The sequence below is a fragment of the Pantoea sp. X-Soil-TKNS-1279 genome (assembly GCF_059730565.1).
On sequence record NZ_AP035948.1, the window covers coordinates 3,599,795 to 3,617,842 of the forward strand.

Genomic DNA, 18,048 nt, shown 5'->3' on the forward strand with positions numbered 1-18,048 from the left:
CGCGCCGCTACGCTCATCAGACATTATCACGCACATCCAGAATCCGGTGCAGGTTGCTTTCCAGCCAGTCAGCCAGACCAATCACCTGTCCTTCCACCTCACGTCCGAGTTCCGTGAGGTGATACTCCACATGCGGCGGCACCACGTCATAGGCAATGCGTTGCACAAAGCCATCTTCTTCCATATAGCGCAGCGTCTGTGCCAGCATGCGTTCGCTGACACCACCAATTCTGCGTCGCAGTTCGCTAAAACGCAGGGTTTCCTCACGTAGCGCCAGCAGCACCAGCACGCTCCAGCGGCTGGTAATGCGTTTTAGCACCTCACGCGACGGGCAATTCACGTTAAGCAACTCACCACGACTAAATTTTTCACTCAGGTTTTCAGACATTTAATGTCATCCCTTCAAACTAACAAATCTGTAAGTACTTACTATAAGTTAGTTTATCTCCTAACCTGATGGCATACCAGTTCAAACTGAAGGAGAACAACATGATTGCGATTACAGGTGCCACCGGTCAGCTTGGCCGTTTAGTGATTGACGCGTTACTGAAAAAAGTCCCGGCCAGTGAAGTGATTGCCGCCGTTCGCTCGCCAGAGAAGGCTGCCGATCTGGCTGCGCTGGGTGTGACGCTGCGTACCGCGGATTACAGCCAGCCAGAGACGCTGAAAACGGCCTTTGCCGGTGTCGACAAACTGTTGCTGATTTCCTCCAGCGAAGTGGGACAGCGAGAAGCTCAGCACAAAGCGGTGATTGACGCGGCCAAAGCGGCTGGCGTGGGTTTTATTGCCTATACCAGCCTGCTGCATGCGGATACCACGCCGCTGGGTCTTGGTGTCGAGCACAGAGCCACCGAAGCGCAGCTCAAGGCTTCCGGCATTCCGTTCGCGCTGCTGCGCAACGGCTGGTACACCGAAAACTATGCTGCCAGCATCCCACCGGCACTGGCGCATCATGCGTTTATCGGTTCGGTAGGTGAAGGCCGCATCGCCTCGGCCGCGCGTGCTGACTACGCGGCAGCGGCAGCGGAAGTGATCAGCCGTGACGATCAGGCGGGTAAAATCTATGAGCTGGCAGGTGACGACAGCTATACCCTGGCAGCATTCGCGGCAGAAATTGCTAAGCAGTCCGGCGAGAAGGTGGATTATGTCAACCTGCCGCAGGCTGACTTCGCCGCAGCGCTGAAAGGTGCGGGCTTGCCGGACGGCCTGGCAGAGATGCTGGCGGATTCAGATGCCGGTGCTGCACAGGGTGGATTGTTTGATAACAGCAAAACCCTGAGTCAGCTGATTGGGCGTCCGACCACCGCTTACGCGGAAGTCATCAAGGCTGCGTTAGCGAAATAACCCTCCCGTGGCGGCGCGATAAATCGCGCCGCTACAGCAGCTTATCATCGAGCCACATCAGCGCTTGTCGCGCACGTCCCGATAGCGGCCATTCGGCGCGATGGATCAACCAAATGGTATCCACCAGCGACACGCCGCAACGCTCTACCTGAATCGCATCCTGACGGGCAAACGCCAGCCGCGCCGATTGTGGGATCACCGCAAACCCCAACCCAAGCGCCACCGGTTCAAGGATCAAACTGATCTGATTACTGAAACCTCGCTGCGGCAAATTCCGTACTCCCGGATTGCCGGGAAAACGGCGGCTTAGCAAACGCGTCGCCATCGCCTGACCATCAGGATGATCGATATAACCCAGCGTTTCCAGATCCGCCCAGCTATGGATCTTCACCCCGGCGGGCACCACCAACTCCAGCGGCTCCTCGGCGAATTTCTCCGCCACCAGCCGTTTATCATCCGGCTTTTGCGTCACCAGCCCCATTTCGTAGCGGTTATGCAGCACCGCATCTATCACCTCACTATCCGGTGCAAAACGATGCCGAATACTGAGCTCCGGATACTGTTGCTGAAGTTCCAGCAGCAGCGGGTAGAGGCGCAGACCGATGCTGCCCGGTGAAATCAGGCTGACTTCGCCACAGGTCAGATCCTCTTCGCTTAAACGCAGCGTCAGATGGCGCTGAGCGCGATCCACTTCCTGACAATAATCCAGCAGCGCCAGTCCGGCGGGTGTCAGCTCCAGCGGGCGTTTGCTGCGCAGGATCAACGGCCCCAGTTGCTGCTCCAGATGGCGGATATGCTGACTTACCGCCGCCTGGGTAATCCCCAGCCGATCCGCGCTGTCAGTAAAACTCCCTAATTCCGCCAGCATGGCGAATGATTTTAACCACTGTGGATTGAACATAATGAAATTTTATAAAACCCATAACTGAATCACTGTTTTCATTATACCTGTTGCGCAGTAGCCTGTAGATCTTTTCGACAAATGGAGAACGCAGATGACTGCTCCTTACCCGCGTACCTTTTCCCATATTGGCCTGTCGGTCACCGACCTCGACGCGGCCGTCAAGTTTTATACCGAAGTGATGGGCTGGTACCTGATTATGCCGCCGACCGAAATTCAGGAAGATGATTCCGCGATTGGCGTGATGTGCAGTGACGTATTTGGCGGTGGCTGGGAGAAATTCCGCATCGCGCATCTCTCCACGGGCGATCGCGTTGGGGTAGAAATCTTCGAATTTAAAGCGGCGGAAAAACCAGAGAACAACTTCGAATACTGGAAAACCGGCGTGTTCCATTTCTGCGTCCAGGACCCGGATGTTGAAGGTCTGGCAGCGAAAATCGTCGCCGCTGGCGGCAAACAACGTATGCCGGTGCGTGAATATTTCCCCGGCGAGAAGCCGTACCGCATGGTGTATATGGAAGATCCGTTCGGCAACATCATTGAGATCTACAGCCACAGCTACGAGCTGACCTACTCGGCAGGTGCCTATGTTTAACCTGCCTGACGACTGGCGTGGCTGGGTATGGCAAGGCGGCAACACGCCGAATGATTTACAGGATCGTTATCTGACGACCGCCCCTTTAGCACCCGGCGATGTACTGGTACAGAACGCAGCGATTGGCCTCAATCCGGTGGACTGGAAGGTGCTCGACAGCCAAATCGGCAAGGTGCCCGGCGTGGATGGCGCAGGTACCGTGGTGGCGATTGGCCCGGAGGTCGATCAACGCTGGCTTGGTACGCGTGTGGCTTATCACCAAAGCCTGCAACGTCCTGGCAGTTTTGCCGAATTCACCCCGATCGCCGCTCAGGTGTTGATGCGCGTCCCGGACGCTATCGATTTTGCCACCGCTGCCGCCTTCCCCTGCCCGGCCCTTACCGCCTGGCAGGCGATTGAGAAAATACCTGCACAACCGGGTGCCCCGCTGTTGATTGCCGGTGCAGGTGGTTCCGTCGGGCATTTTCTGGTGCAACTGGCGCAGGCTCGCGGATTTGAAGTGACAACGCAAAGCAGTGAACGTCACTTTTCACGTCTGCAAGCACTGGGAGCGAAGCACACGCTCAGCGATCCCCGGCAGAATGCCACGCGTTTCTATGCCGTGATTGATGCCATCAGCCCGGAACATGCCGCCAGTCTGGCCGATCTGTTACTGGCAAACGGCCATCTGGTCTGCATTCAGGGCCGGGTTGAGCAGTGGCCCTGCACACCGTTCGGGCGTGCGTTGTCGCTACACGAAGTGGCGCTGGGCGCGTTGCATCTGCATGGTGACGCGCAGAAGTGGCATACGTTGACGCAACAAGGTGAACGTATGCTGGCGCAAATCACGCAGGGAACCTTACACAGCGAGTTACTGCTGCATTTTCCTTACGACCAGCTACCTGCACAGTTGCAGGCGTTACAGCATCGTAACTTCAGCGGCAAACAGATTATTTTGCTTTAACCATATTAAGAGGTTGTTATGTCAGGGTTATTTTCTCCGTTCACGCTGAAAGACGTGACGCTGCGTAACCGTATCGCGATTCCACCAATGTGCCAGTACAGCGCCATTGATGGTCTGAGCAACGAATGGCACTACGTGCATTACAGTAGCCAGGCGCGCGGCGGAGCCGGTCTGGTGATTGTTGAAGCCACCGCAGTATCACCAGAAGGCCGCATCACCCCGGCCTGTTTGGGGATCTGGAACGATACCCAGGCCGAAAAACTGGCACGTATCGCGCGGGAGATTAAAGCCGCAGGCGCGGTGCCCGGCATCCAGATTGGTCATGCCGGACGTAAAGCCAGCGCCAATAAACCGTGGGAAGGTGACGATCATATCGCGGAAAGCGACGCCAACGGCTGGGAAACCCTCTCCCCATCGGCCATCGCCTTTGGTAACAACCTGCCGCGCGTGCCAAAAGCCATGACGCTGGATGACATCAAACGCGTGCGCGATGATTTCGTCAGTGCCGCCAAACGTGCGCGTGACGCCGGTTTCGAATGGCTGGAGTTGCACTTCGCCCACGGCTATCTGGCGCAGAGTTTCTTCTCAGTCCACGCCAATCAGCGCACTGACGAATATGGCGGCGATGCCTTTGGCCGCAGTCGTTTCCTGCGTGAAACCTTTGATGCGGTTCGTGAAGTGTGGCCAGAAAACCTGCCGCTGACCGCTCGTTTTGGTGTGCTGGAGTTTGATGGCCGCGACGAAGAGACAATGCAGGAAGCCATCACCCTGACCAAATACTGGCGCAGCAACGGCATGGATCTGTTGAGCGTCAGCATGGGCTTCTCTACCCCGGATGCCAATATTCCCTGGGGCAGCCCGTTTATGGCCCCGATCGCCGAGCGTGTGCGCCGTGAGGCTGACATTCCGGTTGCCTCCGCCTGGGGTATTGATACGCCGCACATCGCCAACGCCACCATTGAACAAGGTCAACTGGACCTGGTGATGGTAGGTCGTGCGCACCTGAAAAACCCGCACTGGCCGTATCATGCTGCGCTGGCGCTGGGTAAAAGTGAGCCGTCGTGGGTGCTACCGGCACCGTATGCCCACTGGCTGGAGCGCTATCGCGTCAGCGAAGAGTAAGTTTTAACACCTGGCGTAGCGGCGCGATTTATCGCGCGGTTTTTTCCGGCACAGCGCACGGAACTGCGCGATAAATCGCGCCGCTACGGATTGCCGCTGCGTTTGCCATCAATTGATCAATATTTCCCGCCAGATTTTGCCCGCCAATGGCGTTTTTCTTATTTACAGATAATTCTGCCTGCTTATTTATAGCTTCATTTCAAATGCTGTTTTCATTTCCTGAAATATAGAGCATTGTTATCGCTGAAAAATCGCCAAAATAGCCGATCAATCGACATGATTTATTACGTTCATAGATATTTCGCATTGTTGCCCTGAGGGTTGAGAGATCTATAATTTGCACTTTGTATAAACCGGAGTTTCCAGGAGGCCGCTATTAATACTAACCAACAGCAAAATAATGCGTTCGAGGAAAAACGTACTGATGCTGAACTGGAGTATCAATACGATCCTCACGAGCTAATTCTTGAAGGCATGGAGGATTCGGAGCCGGAGCCGGAGCTGATTGAAGGCCTGCCCGCCCCGGATGCGCTGACGCCTGCCGATCGTTATCTGGAGCTTTTCGAGCATGTACAAATGTCGCGGATATTTGCCGACAGCAAAACCTTTCCCGATTGTGCACCGAAATATGATCCGCTGGATATTTTAATCCACTATCGCCGCCGGAAACGTTCTGCCCAATTCGATCTCACTAAGTTCGTGCATGATCATTTTTATCTGCCGCAGCACCATGAAAGTTTTTATGTATCGAACCCGGACAAAACCCTGACAGAACATATTGATGAGTTGTGGCCGGTGTTAACTAAAATGCCGCAACAACATATGCCGCACTCGTCGCTGTTGCCACTGCCGAAACCTTATGTGGTGCCGGGGGGACGCTTTGGTGAGACCTACTACTGGGATTCTTACTTCACCATGCTCGGTCTGGCGGAGAGTGGGCGCGACGACTTACTGCGCGATATGGCGGATAACTTCGCCTGGCTGATTGATAACTATGGCCATGTGCCCAACGGCAACCGCACCTATTATCTCAGCCGCTCGCAACCGCCTGTGTTTGCGTTGATGGTGGAGCTGTTTGAAGAAGACGGGATTCGCGGCGCGAAACGTTATCTCGACCATCTGATGAAGGAGTATCAGTTCTGGATGGACGGTGCCGGATCGCTGATGCCCGATCAGGCCTACCGCCATGTGGTGCGTATGCCTGATGGTTCGTTGCTGAATCGCTACTGGGACGACCGCGACACGCCGCGCGATGAATCCTGGATTGAAGATGTGGAAACCGCCAGCAAATCAAGTCGTCCGGCCAATGAGGTTTACCGCGATTTGCGTGCCGGAGCGGCTTCCGGCTGGGATTACTCCTCCCGCTGGCTGCGCGATCCCCACCGCCTGGCGAGCATTCGCACCACACAGTTCATCCCGGTCGATCTGAACGCGTTTCTCTACAAACTGGAGTTGATGATCTCCACCTTGTCGCACGCCAAAGGCGAGGAGCTGACCGCTCTGGCATGGCAGAAAAAGGCCGAAGTGCGTAAGCGTGCGATTCATCGTTATCTGTGGGATAAAACCGCCGGGGTGTATCGCGATTACGACTGGCGTCGCCAACGTTTTGGTGCCTTCACGGCGGCGGCGGTGGTGCCGCTGTTCCTCGGCTTATCGACGCCTGAGCAGGCACATTTGCAGGCGGTGGCATTGCGTCAGTTACTGTTGACTCAGGGCGGGCTGGTGACCTCAATGGTGGAAAGCGGTGAGCAGTGGGATAAACCCAATGGCTGGGCACCGCTGCAATGGATGGCAATTGTCGGGTTAAATAACTACGGCGAAGAGACGCTGGCCACGGAGATTGCGGTGAACTGGCTGACCACGGTGAAGAACTTCTATTCGCTGCATCATAAGCTGGTGGAGAAGTATGACATCAGCGGCGAGCGCGCCCGTCCGGGTGGGGGTGGTGAGTATCCGTTACAGGATGGCTTCGGCTGGACTAACGGTGTCGCCCGTCGCCTACTGGCGATGTACGGACATTTACTGGCGGATTGATATCTAACAATGCGCGGTAAACCGCGCCGCTACACGATGTGTGCAAAATCCGTAGCGGCGCGATTCATCGCGCAAGTTTTTAGCGATTTATCGCGCGGGTTTGGGTACGCGATTTACCGCACGGATTTTAGTTGCGCTGTAAAAACGCCAACAAATCCGCATTCAACTGATCCTGGTGCGTTACCGCAAAGCCGTGCGGACCATTCTCATACACCTTCAGCTCAGACCCTTTAATCATCTCATGCACCAGCTTACCGGTGGCTTCAAACGGGACAATCTGGTCATTGCTGCCGTGGATTACCAGCGTCGGCACATCCACTTTGGCGATATCGGCACGGAAATCAGTCTCAGAGAACGCCGTGACACAATCCAGCGTACCTTTCAGCGAAGCCAGTAACGCGATATTCAGCGTCTGGATCATCACGCCATCCGACACCGTCTGTCCGGCATTGGTGCCATAAAATGGAACCGCGAAATCTTTAATAAATTGCGCACGATCCTGACGTAATCCCGCTTTAATGCCATCAAATACCGCACTTTCCACCCCTTCAGGGTGATCGCTGGTTTTACCAAAAATGGGGGTGACTGCGCCCAGCAGCACCAGTCCTTTCACCTTCGCGGTGCCGTAACGGCCAATATAACGCGACACATCGCCGCCACCCATCGAGAAGCCCACCAGGGTGACATCGCTGAGTTGCAGATGCTCAATCAGGCCATGAATATCATCGGCAAAGGTGTCGTAGTCATAACTTTCCCACGGCTGTTCGGAGCGACCGAAGCCACGGCGATCAAAGGCAATTACCCGGTAGCCACGTTCCGCCAGGAAATTCATCTGGCTGTCCCACATGTCAGCATCCAGCGGCCAGCCGTGGCTGAACAGTACCGGTTGGCCTTTGCCCCAATCTTTGTAGTACAGGTTAACGCCGTCTTTAGCCTTGAAAGTGCTCATAATTTTTCTCCGTCAGGTGAGTAATGTTGTGTCTCGCTAATCAAACTACCCTGCACTGCCGGAAAAACCTAAAGCAGAGATTTTGACAACTTGTTCAAACTTTTTTGCGCTTCTAAGCTGTCAAAAAAGCCTGGACAAGATGGCCGATTTTTTCCGCTATCAACCATCGGCCAGGGTTCGTAAGGTGCAGTTATCGCAACCTTATTGGAGAATGACCATGAGCCAGCCCCCAACCAACGCCCTGCGCAGCAGCGCTTTTTCCCCCTTCGCCTACGGGCTGTTTGCCCTGATTTGGACCGCCTCGGTATTGGGCAACACCGGCAGCTTTATCCGGGATGTCGCCAGCGCCTGGCTGGTGACCGGACTGTCGGATAACCCTACCGCCGTCGCCCTGATGCAAACCGCCGCCACGTTGCCAGTGTTTCTGCTGGCGCTGCCTGCTGGTGTGTTGTCCGATATCGTTGACCGTCGCCGTTTGCTGATTGCGGTACAGATATTGATGGCGAGTGTCAGCGGCACCCTGCTGGTACTGTCACATAACAACTGGCTGACCACCGAATGGTTGATCGGTTTGACCTTCGTCGGCGGCATCGGAGCGGCGCTGTTTGGTCCGGCGTGGCAGGCGATTGTGCCGGAGCTGGTGCCACGCCATGAATTGAAAAACGCCGTGGCGCTCAACTCACTGGGGATAAATATCGCGCGCGCTATCGGACCGGCCACCGGCGGTTTGCTGCTGGCCAGTTTCGGCGCGATGGCGGCCTACGGCGCAGATGTCGCCAGTTACTTCTTCGTGGTCGCCGCGCTGCTGTACTGGAAACGTCCGGCGAAGGCCAAAACCGAACTTAACGAACACTTCTTCGGTGCCTTCCGTGCCGGGCTGCGTTATGTGCGCGCCAGCCGCGATTTACACCGGGTGCTGCTGCGCGCCGCGTTGTACTTCGCCTTCGCCAGCGCCGTCTGGGCGCTGCTGCCGCTGGTGGCGCGTAATATGTTGCAGGGCACCGCTGGGTTCTACGGTTTGCTGCTTGGCGCGGTCGGTGTCGGGGCGATTGGCGGGGCCTTGTTGTTGCCACGTCTGCGCCAGCACATGGGTAACGATGGCCTGCTGCTGCTCTCCGCCCTGCTCAGTGCGGGCGTGATGCTGGCGCTGGCAATCAGCCCGGCACAGTGGCTGGCGCTGCTGTTGATGGTACTGCTCGGCGTTGGCTGGATTATCGCCCTCACTACCCTGAACGGGGTGGCGCAGGCGGTACTGCCGGACTGGGTACGTGGACGCGGTCTGGCGGTCTATCTGATGGTATTCAACGGTACGCTGGCAGGCGGTAGCCTGGTGTGGGGGTTGATTGCCCAGCATATCGGGCTGGCGCAGGCGCTGCTGCTGGCTGGTGGCATGTTGCTGATCACCGCCCTGCTGCTGAAACGTCTGGTGCTGCCTGCCGGTGAGGCGGATCTGCAACCAGCACAGCACTGGGCTGACCCGACGGTAAGCGGAGAAATGAACGGCCTTCGTGGCCCGGTGATGATTCAGGTGCGCTATCAGGTCCCGCAGGAGGATCGTGCCGATTTCAAACGCGCCATGCGCAAACTGGCCGCCGCACGCCGCCGCGATGGTGCCTATGCCTGGGGATTGATGGAGCAGAGCGACGACCCCACCGCCCTGCTGGAGTGGTTCCTGGTGGAGTCATGGCAGGAGCACCTGCGCCAACACCAGCGCGTCTCACGCGCCGATGTGGCGCTGCAACAGGCGGTGCTGCAATATCATCAGGGTGACGAACCGCCACAGGTCAGCCACCATATCTCTATCTAATCTCAGGCTGGCAGGTAGATGTCGTGCAGCCCCGGTAGCGTGAGTAAGCGCTCACGCCACCAGTTGGCGGCATTTCCGCTGGCGCTTTCGTTCCACGCCAGATAGGCCATATCGCGTCGGCATTCGCTATCCAATTGACGCTCCACCAGCGCCCCACTGCGCAAATGCGGCTCCGCCAGATAGCGCGGCAGGTAACCGCAGCCCAATCCGGCAAGCTGTGCCTGCAACTTAGACGGAAAATCGTGCACACTGAGGGTCTTCTGTTCATCCAGTACGCGCAAATCCATCCCTGCGCCGTGGCGTGATGAATCATGCACCGTCACCGCACGATACTGACGAATTTGCTCGCGCAACAACGGTTCCGGTGCAGACGCCAGCGGGTGCTCCGGCGCAACGGCAAACACGTATTCCAGCCAACCCAACGGCTGACAGCCAATCTCTTTACGCGTGGCCGGTTCCTGCACCGCACCAAACACGATATCCGCTTCACCGTAATGCAGCGCTTCCCAGCACCCCGCCAGCACGTCATGACGGAATTGCAGCTGGGTATGCGAATGCTGCTGGTAAAACTCATCAATCAGTGGCGTCAGCAGGCTAAACGGCACCGAGGCATCGACGCTGATCACCAGTTGGCTCTCCCAACCGCTCTCCACGTAGCGCGCCTGCTGCTCCAGCTCATTCACCGCACGCAGCAGCATCCGGCCTTTTTCCAGCATCAGACGCCCGGTTGGCGTAAAGGTGGCACGATGACCGGAACGATCCAGCAGCGTGATTTTGAGATCGCTCTCCATCTTCTGCACGGTATAGCTGAGTGCAGACGCGGTTTTAAACAGCCGTGCCGCCGCCGCGGCAAAGGTGCCATGACGATCGAGCGCATCCAGAATCAGCAGCGCCTCGAGGTTTAAACGCATTCCAACCGCCTCCCCAAAATTTGTTGAACAACAACCCAAAAACAATCCGTTATCAATAAACGCTCTCATTTCGTATTTTTTTCCTCAACGACGCAAGCACTTTCACCAGCGAGGAATCCATCATGAATTACCCACAACAGGCTCATCACGTCACGCTGGTGATCACGCACAGCATCCAGCCGGAAAAACAGGCCGACTATGAAAAGTGGCTGGAAACCATCATGCCGCAGGCAGCCAGCTTTCCGGGACACCTCGGAGTGAACGTGCTACGCCCGGTCCACGGCGACAACGCCTACACCGTGCTGATTCGTTTTGTCGGTATGGATGAGCTGTACGCCTGGCTGAAATCACCGGCCCGTCAGGACCTGGTCAAGGAACTCCCGGCCATCCTGGCGCAACCGGAACATATTGAAGTGCGTCCCGGCGCCGCGTTTTGGTTTACCCCGACGCAAAAAGGTCAGGTCAAACCGGCCAAATGGAAACAATACTTACTCACGTTGGGGGTGATTTTTCCCTCAGCCAACCTGGTCCCCTGGTTCTGGAATACGGTGTTGCCTGTAAGCCACGGCACGCTGTGGGGGAACTTTCTCGATAATGCCAGCGTCGTGGCTTTGGTGGTTTTCCTGTGGATGCCACTGCTGACCCGCGTGTTGAAACAATGGCTGATTGGCCGCAAAGCATAATCTGACAGGAGACGAAACATGACCACCGCTTCACTGATTTTGACCAACGGCAAATTCCACACCGTTGACCGCGCCAATCCGCTGGCAACTGCTGTGGCGATTAAAGATGGCAAATTCCTTGCCGTAGGCAGCGAAGCCGAGGTGATGCGCTTTGCCGGTAGCGATACGCAAATTATTGATGCTAAAGGCCATACCGGCATTCCCGGCCTGAACGACTCGCACCTGCACCTGATTCGCGGCGGTCTGAACTACAATCTTGAACTGCGCTGGGAAGGCGTGCCATCACTGGCGGATGCGCTACGAATGTTGCGTGATCAGGCACTGCGCACCCCCTCGCCACAGTGGGTTCGCGTGGTGGGTGGCTGGACCGAATTCCAGTTTGCCGAACGTCGTATGCCGACGCTGGATGAAATCAACGCGGCAGCACCGGATACGCCGGTGTTTATTCTGCACCTGTATGATCGTGCATTGCTGAATCGTGCGGCGCTCAAGGTGGTGGGTTACACCAAAGATACGCCGAATCCGCCGGGCGGCGAAATCCAGCGCGACAGCAACGGTAACCCGACCGGGATGTTGATTGCCCGTCCCAACGCCATGTTGCTGTATGCCACGTTGGCGAAAGGGCCAAAATTGCCGCTGGAGCAGCAGGTCAACTCCACCCGTCAGTTTATGCGCGAGTTGAATCGCCTCGGTCTGACCAGCGCCATCGACGCCGGTGGCGGTTTCCAGAACTACCCGGATGATTATGATGTGATTTCTGAGCTGCACGCCAAAAAGCAGCTAACGGTGCGCATCGCTTACAACCTGTTTACCCAGCGTCCCGGCCATGAGCTGGAAGATTTTGAAAAATGGACCGATATGCTGAAACCCGGCCAGGGCACCAATTTCCTGCGGCACAACGGTGCGGGAGAAATGCTGGTGTTCTCGGCGGCCGATTTTGAAGACTTCCTCGAACCACGCCCTGACCTTGCACCCGGTATGGAAGATGAGCTGGAGCGTGTGGTACGCCACCTGGTGGAGCATCGCTGGCCGTTCCGCTTGCACGCCACTTACAACGAATCGATCAGTCGCATGCTGGATGTGTTTGAGAAAGTTAACCGTGACATTCCGTTTAACGGCCTGCACTGGTTCTTCGATCACGCAGAAACCATCACCGAAGCCAATATCGAGCGCGTCAAAGCGTTGGGCGGCGGTATCGCGGTGCAGCACCGCATGGCGTTCCAGGGGGAATATTTTGTCGATCGCTATGGCAAACAAGCCGCAAAACAGACGCCGCCGGTAGCGCGGATGCTGGATGCAGATGTCCCGGTGGGTCTGGGTACGGATGCAACGCGTGTTGCCAGTTACAACCCGTGGACCGCGCTTTACTGGCTGGTTTCTGGCCGCACCGTCGGGGGAATGCAACTGTATGATGATAACGCCCGCATCGACCGCGAAACCGCGCTGATGCTGTGGACCAAAGGCAGCGCCTGGTTCTCCAGCGAACAAAATGCTAAAGGAGAGATCAAAGTCGGCCAGCTGGCAGATTTGGTGCTGCTGTCGAAAGATTTCTTCAGCGTGGCAGAAGAGGAGATCAAGGGAATTGAATCCGTACTGACCCTTGTTGATGGCGCTGTGGTGTATGCGGCAGGTAGCTTTACCCCGCTGGCACCGCCGCCGGTGCCGGTGTTGCCGGAGTGGTCGCCAGTGGTGACGGTGCCAGGTCATTATCGTAGCGCCCCACCGCAGGCAACGGGTCGCGCCGCGATGATGCCGAAAGTGCATCAATGCAGCGGGCCGTGTGGCGTGCACAGCCATGCGCATGATGTTGCGCGTCAGTCATCGGTGCCAGTGTCCGATAACAATGCCTTCTGGGGCGCGCTGGGGTGTTCCTGCTTTGCGTTTTAAGATGGTGCGCTGTTTTGAGACGTAGCAGCGCGATTTATCGCGCTGTTAGGGCACCAGGCCAAAGCCCTGTTTGCCGTTCTTTTTAATGCTATACATGGCTTCATCGGCGCGCATCAGTGCGTCGTCGAAGCCATCCTGCACCTGTACCTGCGCAATCCCAATCGATGCGCCAATTTCTGCCGTGCCATTCCCCAGTTCGAACGGTGTGAGGGCGGCGTCCAGCAAAGTCTGAGCCATGATTCTCACCTTAGGGAAGTCGATCAAAAACGGCATCAACAGCACAAACTCATCACCGCCAATACGACCAATCACCACCGAAGACAGCACCGCATCCCGCATCCGCTGACTGAGCTGCATCAACACTTCATCGCCGCTGCGATGCCCGAGGGTGTCATTGACGTGTTTAAAGTTATCCAGATCGATATAAGCGAGGCACAGCGGCCCCTGCTTTTTCATCTGACTGAAATGGGTTTGCAGTGAATGACGGTTGGTAAGACCGGTGAGCGGATCATGATTCGCCAGCGTCGATAGCTGCGCTTCATAATTCTTCTCTTTGGTCATGTCGATATGCGTACCCGTCACCTTAAGCGGGTTGCCCTGCTCGTCCCATTCGCTGACGCGCCCACGATCCAGCACCCAGGTGATGGTGCCGTTTTTCGCCACCATCCGATGCAACGCTTCGTAATAAGGAGCACGGCCTTCGATATGGTCGTAGAACGCTTTCAGCACCTCATCCGCATCTTCGGGGTGCAGATGCTCGCGCCACACTTCAAACTTCGCGTTCAACTCTTTCGGCTGGAAGCCCAGCATCGCTCCCCAACGTCGGTTAAAAATCACCAATTTGCCGCTGGGGATATCCAGTTGCCACAGGCACAGCCCGGTGCCGTCCAGCGCTGCGCTCAGCTTATTGCGGGCGTCATGCGCTATACGCTTGAGTCGCGCATTATGCTTTTTCAGGTTCTGAATCTGCTGGAGCAGCGCTTCATCGGACATAATTCACGGACGGCGAGCAAATAAGGTTTATTGTGCCTGCCAGGAATATTCTGTAAATGCCCCAATTGAAAAGCCGATCAGTGGCGTTAAATCGCCACAAAATCAGATGTTATACCGTTCCGCTTGCTGATTAGCAGCAAACCACGCTGTTTTTAACTATTTCTGGTAGTGAATGAGACATATCTGCGACCGGATTAAGATTGCATTTTAGGGTGGTGCGGTTTATCCGTGGTCGCCCGCGCGCGGCCAACGGATAAATTGTGTTCTGTGACACGGATCAAGGGTTATCGGCAGCAGGGTGCTGTCATCATGAATACTAGAATGGTAGCTTAGCAGTTATCACAGAAACACGATGACGGTGGATGACATTATGCAGCTGACAATGCGTTGGTTTGGTCCGAAAGAAGATAAAGTTTCGCTGGAATATATTCGCCAGGTGCCGGGCGTGCGTGGCATCGTCGGTGCACTCTACGATGTGCCAGTGGGTGAAACCTGGCCGAAAGATAAGATCAAAGCGCTGGTCGATCAGGCACATGCTGCGGGCCTGACCGTGGAAGTGATTGAGAGCGTCAACATTCATGACGACATCAAAATCGGCCTGCCAAGTCGCGACCAATATATTGAGAACTACAAGCAAAGCATCCGTAACCTGGCCGAAGTCGGGGTGAAGGTGATTTGCTACAACTTCATGCCGGTGTTCGACTGGATGAAGACCGAAATGAATTACGTGTTGCCGGATGGCTCCATTACTATGGCGTTCGAGAAGAAAGGTATCGATAAAAGTCTCGACGAAGTGGTGAAAGAGGTACTGGCCAGCTCCAACGGTTTTGTTCTGCCTGGCTGGGAACCGGAGCGACTGGCAAAAGTGCAGGAGCTGTTTGCTAAATATGAAGGGGTGGATGACGCAAAACTGCGTGAAAACCTGGCATATTTCCTGAAAGCGGTGATCCCGGTGTGTGAAGAGGTGGGTGTGAAGATGGCGATCCACCCGGATGATCCACCGTACTCGATCTTCGGTCTGCCGCGCGTGGTCAAAAACCGCGACGATCTCGACTGGATTTGTAATGTGGTCGATTCACCAGCCAACTGTATTACCCTGTGTACCGGCTCGATCGCCGAAGATCCGCAGAACGATGTGTATGCGATTCTGGCCGAATTCTCACGCCGCAAACGCATCCCGTTTGCCCATGTGCGTAATATCAAAATCATTCAGGACAAGGATTTCTATGAATGCGCACACCCCACCGAGTATGGCTCGCTGGATATGTATCAGGTGCTGAAGGCGATGTACGACAATGGTTTCGACGGTTATATCCGTTCCGATCATGGTCGCTTTATCTGGGGAGAAACCGGCCGCCCGGGTTATGGTTTGTATGACCGCGCACTGGGCACCACCTACCTGCTGGGACTGTGGGAAGCGCTGAGTAAGCGTTGATCCTTTTGTACTGACATGCGCGATAAATCGCGCCGCTACACAATGTTCCGTGCTGTAGCGGCGCGATTTATCGCGCAGTTTTGTTTAAACGCCCAGCGCCTCTACCTGCTCAATCGCAGCCCACAGCGTTGCAGGCGTCAACGTAACCGGCAAATAATGAATCGATTCTACCGGACGCAGCGTGTGCTGAATAACACGATCGACCTGATCGCGCTGGCGGATATCCACGTCCAACTGCGCCAGCGTGGTGGGTAAATCGAAGCGTTTATAGGCGGCAATCAGTTGCCGGGTGATGTCGTGTTGCCCCAGTAACGCGCTCTGCACCAGAATCCCATACGCAACTTTCGTGCCGTGCAGGAACGCTGCCGTTTGTGGCAGGGTCGTTAAGCCGTTATGCACCGCATGTGCCGCCGCAATCCGTGTATAGCGCTCACCAAGTCCCCCGACCATGCCGCCCCCGGCGACAATCGCGTCCACCACATCGCGGAACGCCAGCGTCAGTTGCTGCGCACGCTGGTCGCTGAGCGCGGCGGCGCTTTTCTCCAGCAAGACATCACGCAGCGTCTGCGCCACATCCAGCCCGAGCCGTACCGTCAGCGGCAGGGTTTCTGGCTGCGGTGCCAGTACCACCGCCTCGTACCACTTCGCCAGCGTATCGCCGATGCCCGCCTGCAAATAACGCGCTGGTGCCTGCAAGATGATCTCCGGTTCCAGCAACAACAGATGGTTGGCGTGGGGAAAGATTTCAAAATGCAGCGCTTCGCCTGCCTCGTTATACCAGACGGAAAGCGGTGTCCAGGCCGCGCAGGTGGCGGCGATGGTCGGTATCGTCACCACCGGCAAATTCAACCGATGCGCCAGCGCTTTGGCGGTATCCAGCACCGTACCGCCGCCGACGCCAATCACCACCTGACGATCGTTGCCTGCCCGTTGCGCCAACCGCGTAACCTCATGCGCGCTGCAATGGCCGCCAAAGATATCAACAATCGCCCCTGGCAACGTCAACGGCTCCAGCCAGTGCCGTGCCGCTGCCAGTGCCTGGCGCCCACCCACCCAGATGGCATGGCGCAGCTGATCTTCGCTGTAGTAATCACGTAGTCGGGCAATGGCGCCGGGATGTGAGTAGTAGTTGGCCGGGCCGGGTACGACCTGAATCGGATGTTCGCTCATAATGGGGTTTCCCTGAAAAAGAAACCGTTATCGTCAACCTCCGCTGCCTGCAAAGCTAATGATTTATCTGGCATTACTTATGCCTTTTCCTTGATTGCCAACCTTACGCGGAGGATGAAAAATCCGCACAGATCGCCCGCTTCCCACAAAAAAAAATCGGCGGCGCGCCACCTGCTTATCATTCATCACCATTCGGGGAAATTGCATGAAATCATTGGCCATTACGTTGTTATCGCTGAGCCTGATCAGCAGCTTTGCCAGTGCCACACAAACGTTGGCACCGCTGCCTGCGGCGTTGGCAAATCATCAGGGACCGATTCGGGTGGCAGTGATCCGCAATCTGGGTTCCGACGATAACACCACCCAGTTTGTCGCCGGAGCCATCCAGCAGGGTAAACAGTTGGGCTTTAAAGTCAGTACCTTCCTGAGTCAGGGCGACGATGCGCGTTTTCAGGACTTTGTGAATCAGGCGATCAGCCAGAAATATGACGGCATCATCCTGTCACAGGGACGCGCGCCCTACTCCACCGAGTTGGTGAAACGTATTCATGACAGCGGCATTGCGCTGTCCGTTTTTGATACATCGGTGGATAACACGCCGCCGGGCGTTACGGTGACGCAGCAGGATGACGCGTCACTGACACAGCTGTCGCTGCAACCGTTAATCAAAGACTTCAACGGCAAAGCCAACATCATCAAATTGTGGGTGGCGGGCTTCCCGCCGATGGAGCGCCGTCAGGCCGCCTGGGAGGAGATCAAGAAAGCCAATCCCGGCATTCATGAACTGGAGTCCGTAGGCGCGGTTTCTGCCGATGTGCAGGGCGATACCGCCAGCAAAGTCGGTGCGCTGCTGGCGAAATATCCGAAAGGGAAAATCGATGCCATCTGGGGTACCTGGGATGCCTTCAGCCAGGGTGCCTATAAAGCCTTGCAGGAGAATGGACGCACTGAAATCAAACTCTACAGCATCGATATCTCCAACGGTGATTTGCAGTTGATGCGCGAAAAAAACAGCCCGTGGAAGGTCAGCGTGGCAGTCGATCCCCGGCTGATTGGTGCCATCAATATGCGCCTGATTGCGTATAAACTGGCGGGTGAAGCCACTCCGGCCAGTTATGACTTTAAAGCTTCAGCTATCCCACAATCGTTGGTCACCGGCCAACCCGGCGCGGCCAACGTGGCAGCTTTGCAAAAAGTAATCCCCGGCTGGGGCCAGAGTAACGATTTTGTCGCGCCCTGGTTTGCCACCCTGGCCGCCAAAGCGCAATGAGGTC

General features: G+C 56.2%; 16 protein-coding genes. 10 read left to right on the plus strand and 6 right to left on the minus strand.

The window, feature by feature from the left end:
* Positions 1-16 precede the first annotated feature (16 nt).
* The gene (locus AC6I8N_RS16750; protein ID WP_021186363.1) at positions 17-388 is read right to left on the minus strand and encodes a winged helix-turn-helix transcriptional regulator; all 372 of its coding nucleotides are present in this window, start codon (positions 386-388) and stop codon (positions 17-19) included.
* Positions 389-489: 101 nt separating this feature from the next.
* Between AC6I8N_RS16750 and AC6I8N_RS16755 the strand changes: the two genes are divergently transcribed.
* Complete coding sequence (locus AC6I8N_RS16755; protein ID WP_208723634.1) at positions 490-1,344, plus strand: SDR family oxidoreductase; 855 nt, start codon at positions 490-492, stop codon at positions 1,342-1,344.
* A 31-nt stretch (positions 1,345-1,375) separates the two neighbouring features.
* Here AC6I8N_RS16755 and AC6I8N_RS16760 read toward each other — a convergent pair whose 3' ends face one another.
* Positions 1,376-2,245 (minus strand): LysR family transcriptional regulator, encoded by an 870-nt coding sequence (locus AC6I8N_RS16760; protein WP_497829509.1) that lies wholly within the window; start codon positions 2,243-2,245, stop codon positions 1,376-1,378.
* Positions 2,246-2,339: 94 nt separating this feature from the next.
* Between AC6I8N_RS16760 and AC6I8N_RS16765 the strand changes: the two genes are divergently transcribed.
* The 4 genes from AC6I8N_RS16765 (at position 2,340) to treF (ending at position 6,939) form a co-directional block, all read left to right on the plus strand.
* A complete protein-coding gene (locus AC6I8N_RS16765; RefSeq protein WP_013510426.1) occupies positions 2,340-2,840 on the plus strand; it encodes a lactoylglutathione lyase family protein in 501 nt (166 codons plus the stop codon).
* Positions 2,833-3,783 (plus strand): zinc-binding dehydrogenase, encoded by a 951-nt coding sequence (locus AC6I8N_RS16770; protein ID WP_497829510.1) that lies wholly within the window; start codon positions 2,833-2,835, stop codon positions 3,781-3,783. Before AC6I8N_RS16765 ends, AC6I8N_RS16770 begins: the two co-directional genes overlap by 8 nt.
* Positions 3,784-3,801: 18 nt before the next feature.
* Positions 3,802-4,905, plus strand: a complete 1,104-nt coding sequence (locus AC6I8N_RS16775) for an NADH:flavin oxidoreductase/NADH oxidase (RefSeq protein WP_021186359.1) — start codon at positions 3,802-3,804, stop codon at positions 4,903-4,905.
* Between the two features lie 375 nt (positions 4,906-5,280).
* Positions 5,281-6,939, plus strand: a complete 1,659-nt coding sequence (treF, locus tag AC6I8N_RS16780; protein WP_497830704.1) for an alpha,alpha-trehalase TreF — start codon at positions 5,281-5,283, stop codon at positions 6,937-6,939.
* Positions 6,940-7,066: 127 nt separating this feature from the next.
* Here treF and AC6I8N_RS16785 read toward each other — a convergent pair whose 3' ends face one another.
* Positions 7,067-7,888, minus strand: coding sequence for an alpha/beta fold hydrolase (locus AC6I8N_RS16785; protein WP_497829511.1), 822 nt, complete (start codon positions 7,886-7,888; stop codon positions 7,067-7,069).
* 217 nt (positions 7,889-8,105) lie between these two features.
* Between AC6I8N_RS16785 and AC6I8N_RS16790 the strand changes: the two genes are divergently transcribed.
* Positions 8,106-9,695, plus strand: a complete 1,590-nt coding sequence (locus tag AC6I8N_RS16790; protein ID WP_497829512.1) for an MFS transporter — start codon at positions 8,106-8,108, stop codon at positions 9,693-9,695.
* Between the two features lie 2 nt (positions 9,696-9,697).
* Here the strand turns inward: AC6I8N_RS16790 and AC6I8N_RS16795 are convergent, their stop codons facing one another.
* Entirely contained in the window at positions 9,698-10,606 is a 909-nt protein-coding gene (locus tag AC6I8N_RS16795; protein ID WP_497829513.1) for a LysR family transcriptional regulator, read from the minus strand.
* A 122-nt stretch (positions 10,607-10,728) separates the two neighbouring features.
* Here AC6I8N_RS16795 and AC6I8N_RS16800 point away from each other — a divergent pair, with 122 nt between their 5' ends.
* Both AC6I8N_RS16800 and AC6I8N_RS16805 read left to right on the plus strand, forming a co-directional pair.
* On the plus strand, positions 10,729-11,289 hold the full coding sequence (locus AC6I8N_RS16800) for an antibiotic biosynthesis monooxygenase (RefSeq protein ID WP_021183385.1): 561 nt from the start codon (positions 10,729-10,731) through the stop codon (positions 11,287-11,289).
* Positions 11,290-11,307: 18 nt separating this feature from the next.
* Positions 11,308-13,176 (plus strand): amidohydrolase, encoded by a 1,869-nt coding sequence (locus AC6I8N_RS16805; RefSeq protein WP_497829514.1) that lies wholly within the window; start codon positions 11,308-11,310, stop codon positions 13,174-13,176.
* Between the two features lie 45 nt (positions 13,177-13,221).
* Here the strand turns inward: AC6I8N_RS16805 and AC6I8N_RS16810 are convergent, their stop codons facing one another.
* The gene (locus AC6I8N_RS16810) at positions 13,222-14,169 is read right to left on the minus strand and encodes a diguanylate cyclase domain-containing protein (protein WP_497829515.1); all 948 of its coding nucleotides are present in this window, start codon (positions 14,167-14,169) and stop codon (positions 13,222-13,224) included.
* Between the two features lie 370 nt (positions 14,170-14,539).
* On the opposite strand from AC6I8N_RS16810, the gene uxuA reads away from it, so the two are divergent.
* Positions 14,540-15,604 (plus strand): mannonate dehydratase, encoded by a 1,065-nt coding sequence (uxuA, locus tag AC6I8N_RS16815; RefSeq protein ID WP_036625611.1) that lies wholly within the window; start codon positions 14,540-14,542, stop codon positions 15,602-15,604.
* Between the two features lie 84 nt (positions 15,605-15,688).
* Here uxuA and AC6I8N_RS16820 read toward each other — a convergent pair whose 3' ends face one another.
* Complete coding sequence (locus AC6I8N_RS16820) at positions 15,689-16,774, minus strand: oxidoreductase (protein ID WP_208723626.1); 1,086 nt, start codon at positions 16,772-16,774, stop codon at positions 15,689-15,691.
* A gap of 205 nt (positions 16,775-16,979) precedes the next feature.
* Between AC6I8N_RS16820 and AC6I8N_RS16825 the strand changes: the two genes are divergently transcribed.
* A complete protein-coding gene (locus tag AC6I8N_RS16825; RefSeq protein WP_497829516.1) occupies positions 16,980-18,044 on the plus strand; it encodes a sugar ABC transporter substrate-binding protein in 1,065 nt (354 codons plus the stop codon).
* Positions 18,045-18,048: the final 4 nt, after the last annotated feature.

Excerpts from the sequence above, each read along its gene's own strand:
- AC6I8N_RS16750 (WP_021186363.1), bottom strand. The coding sequence starts at position 388 with ATGTCTGAAAACCTGAGTGAAAAATTTAGTCGTGGTGAGTTGCTTAAC.
- AC6I8N_RS16755 (WP_208723634.1), top strand. The coding sequence starts at position 490 with ATGATTGCGATTACAGGTGCCACCGGTCAGCTTGGCCGTTTAGTGATT.
- AC6I8N_RS16760 (WP_497829509.1), bottom strand. The coding sequence starts at position 2,245 with ATGTTCAATCCACAGTGGTTAAAATCATTCGCCATGCTGGCGGAATTA.
- AC6I8N_RS16765 (WP_013510426.1), top strand. The coding sequence starts at position 2,340 with ATGACTGCTCCTTACCCGCGTACCTTTTCCCATATTGGCCTGTCGGTC.
- AC6I8N_RS16770 (WP_497829510.1), top strand. The coding sequence starts at position 2,833 with ATGTTTAACCTGCCTGACGACTGGCGTGGCTGGGTATGGCAAGGCGGC.
- AC6I8N_RS16775 (WP_021186359.1), top strand. The coding sequence starts at position 3,802 with ATGTCAGGGTTATTTTCTCCGTTCACGCTGAAAGACGTGACGCTGCGT.
- AC6I8N_RS16785 (WP_497829511.1), bottom strand. The coding sequence starts at position 7,888 with ATGAGCACTTTCAAGGCTAAAGACGGCGTTAACCTGTACTACAAAGAT.
- AC6I8N_RS16790 (WP_497829512.1), top strand. The coding sequence starts at position 8,106 with ATGAGCCAGCCCCCAACCAACGCCCTGCGCAGCAGCGCTTTTTCCCCC.
- AC6I8N_RS16795 (WP_497829513.1), bottom strand. The coding sequence starts at position 10,606 with ATGCGTTTAAACCTCGAGGCGCTGCTGATTCTGGATGCGCTCGATCGT.
- AC6I8N_RS16800 (WP_021183385.1), top strand. The coding sequence starts at position 10,729 with ATGAATTACCCACAACAGGCTCATCACGTCACGCTGGTGATCACGCAC.
- AC6I8N_RS16805 (WP_497829514.1), top strand. The coding sequence starts at position 11,308 with ATGACCACCGCTTCACTGATTTTGACCAACGGCAAATTCCACACCGTT.
- AC6I8N_RS16810 (WP_497829515.1), bottom strand. The coding sequence starts at position 14,169 with ATGTCCGATGAAGCGCTGCTCCAGCAGATTCAGAACCTGAAAAAGCAT.
- uxuA (WP_036625611.1), top strand. The coding sequence starts at position 14,540 with ATGCAGCTGACAATGCGTTGGTTTGGTCCGAAAGAAGATAAAGTTTCG.
- AC6I8N_RS16820 (WP_208723626.1), bottom strand. The coding sequence starts at position 16,774 with ATGAGCGAACATCCGATTCAGGTCGTACCCGGCCCGGCCAACTACTAC.
- AC6I8N_RS16825 (WP_497829516.1), top strand. The coding sequence starts at position 16,980 with ATGAAATCATTGGCCATTACGTTGTTATCGCTGAGCCTGATCAGCAGC.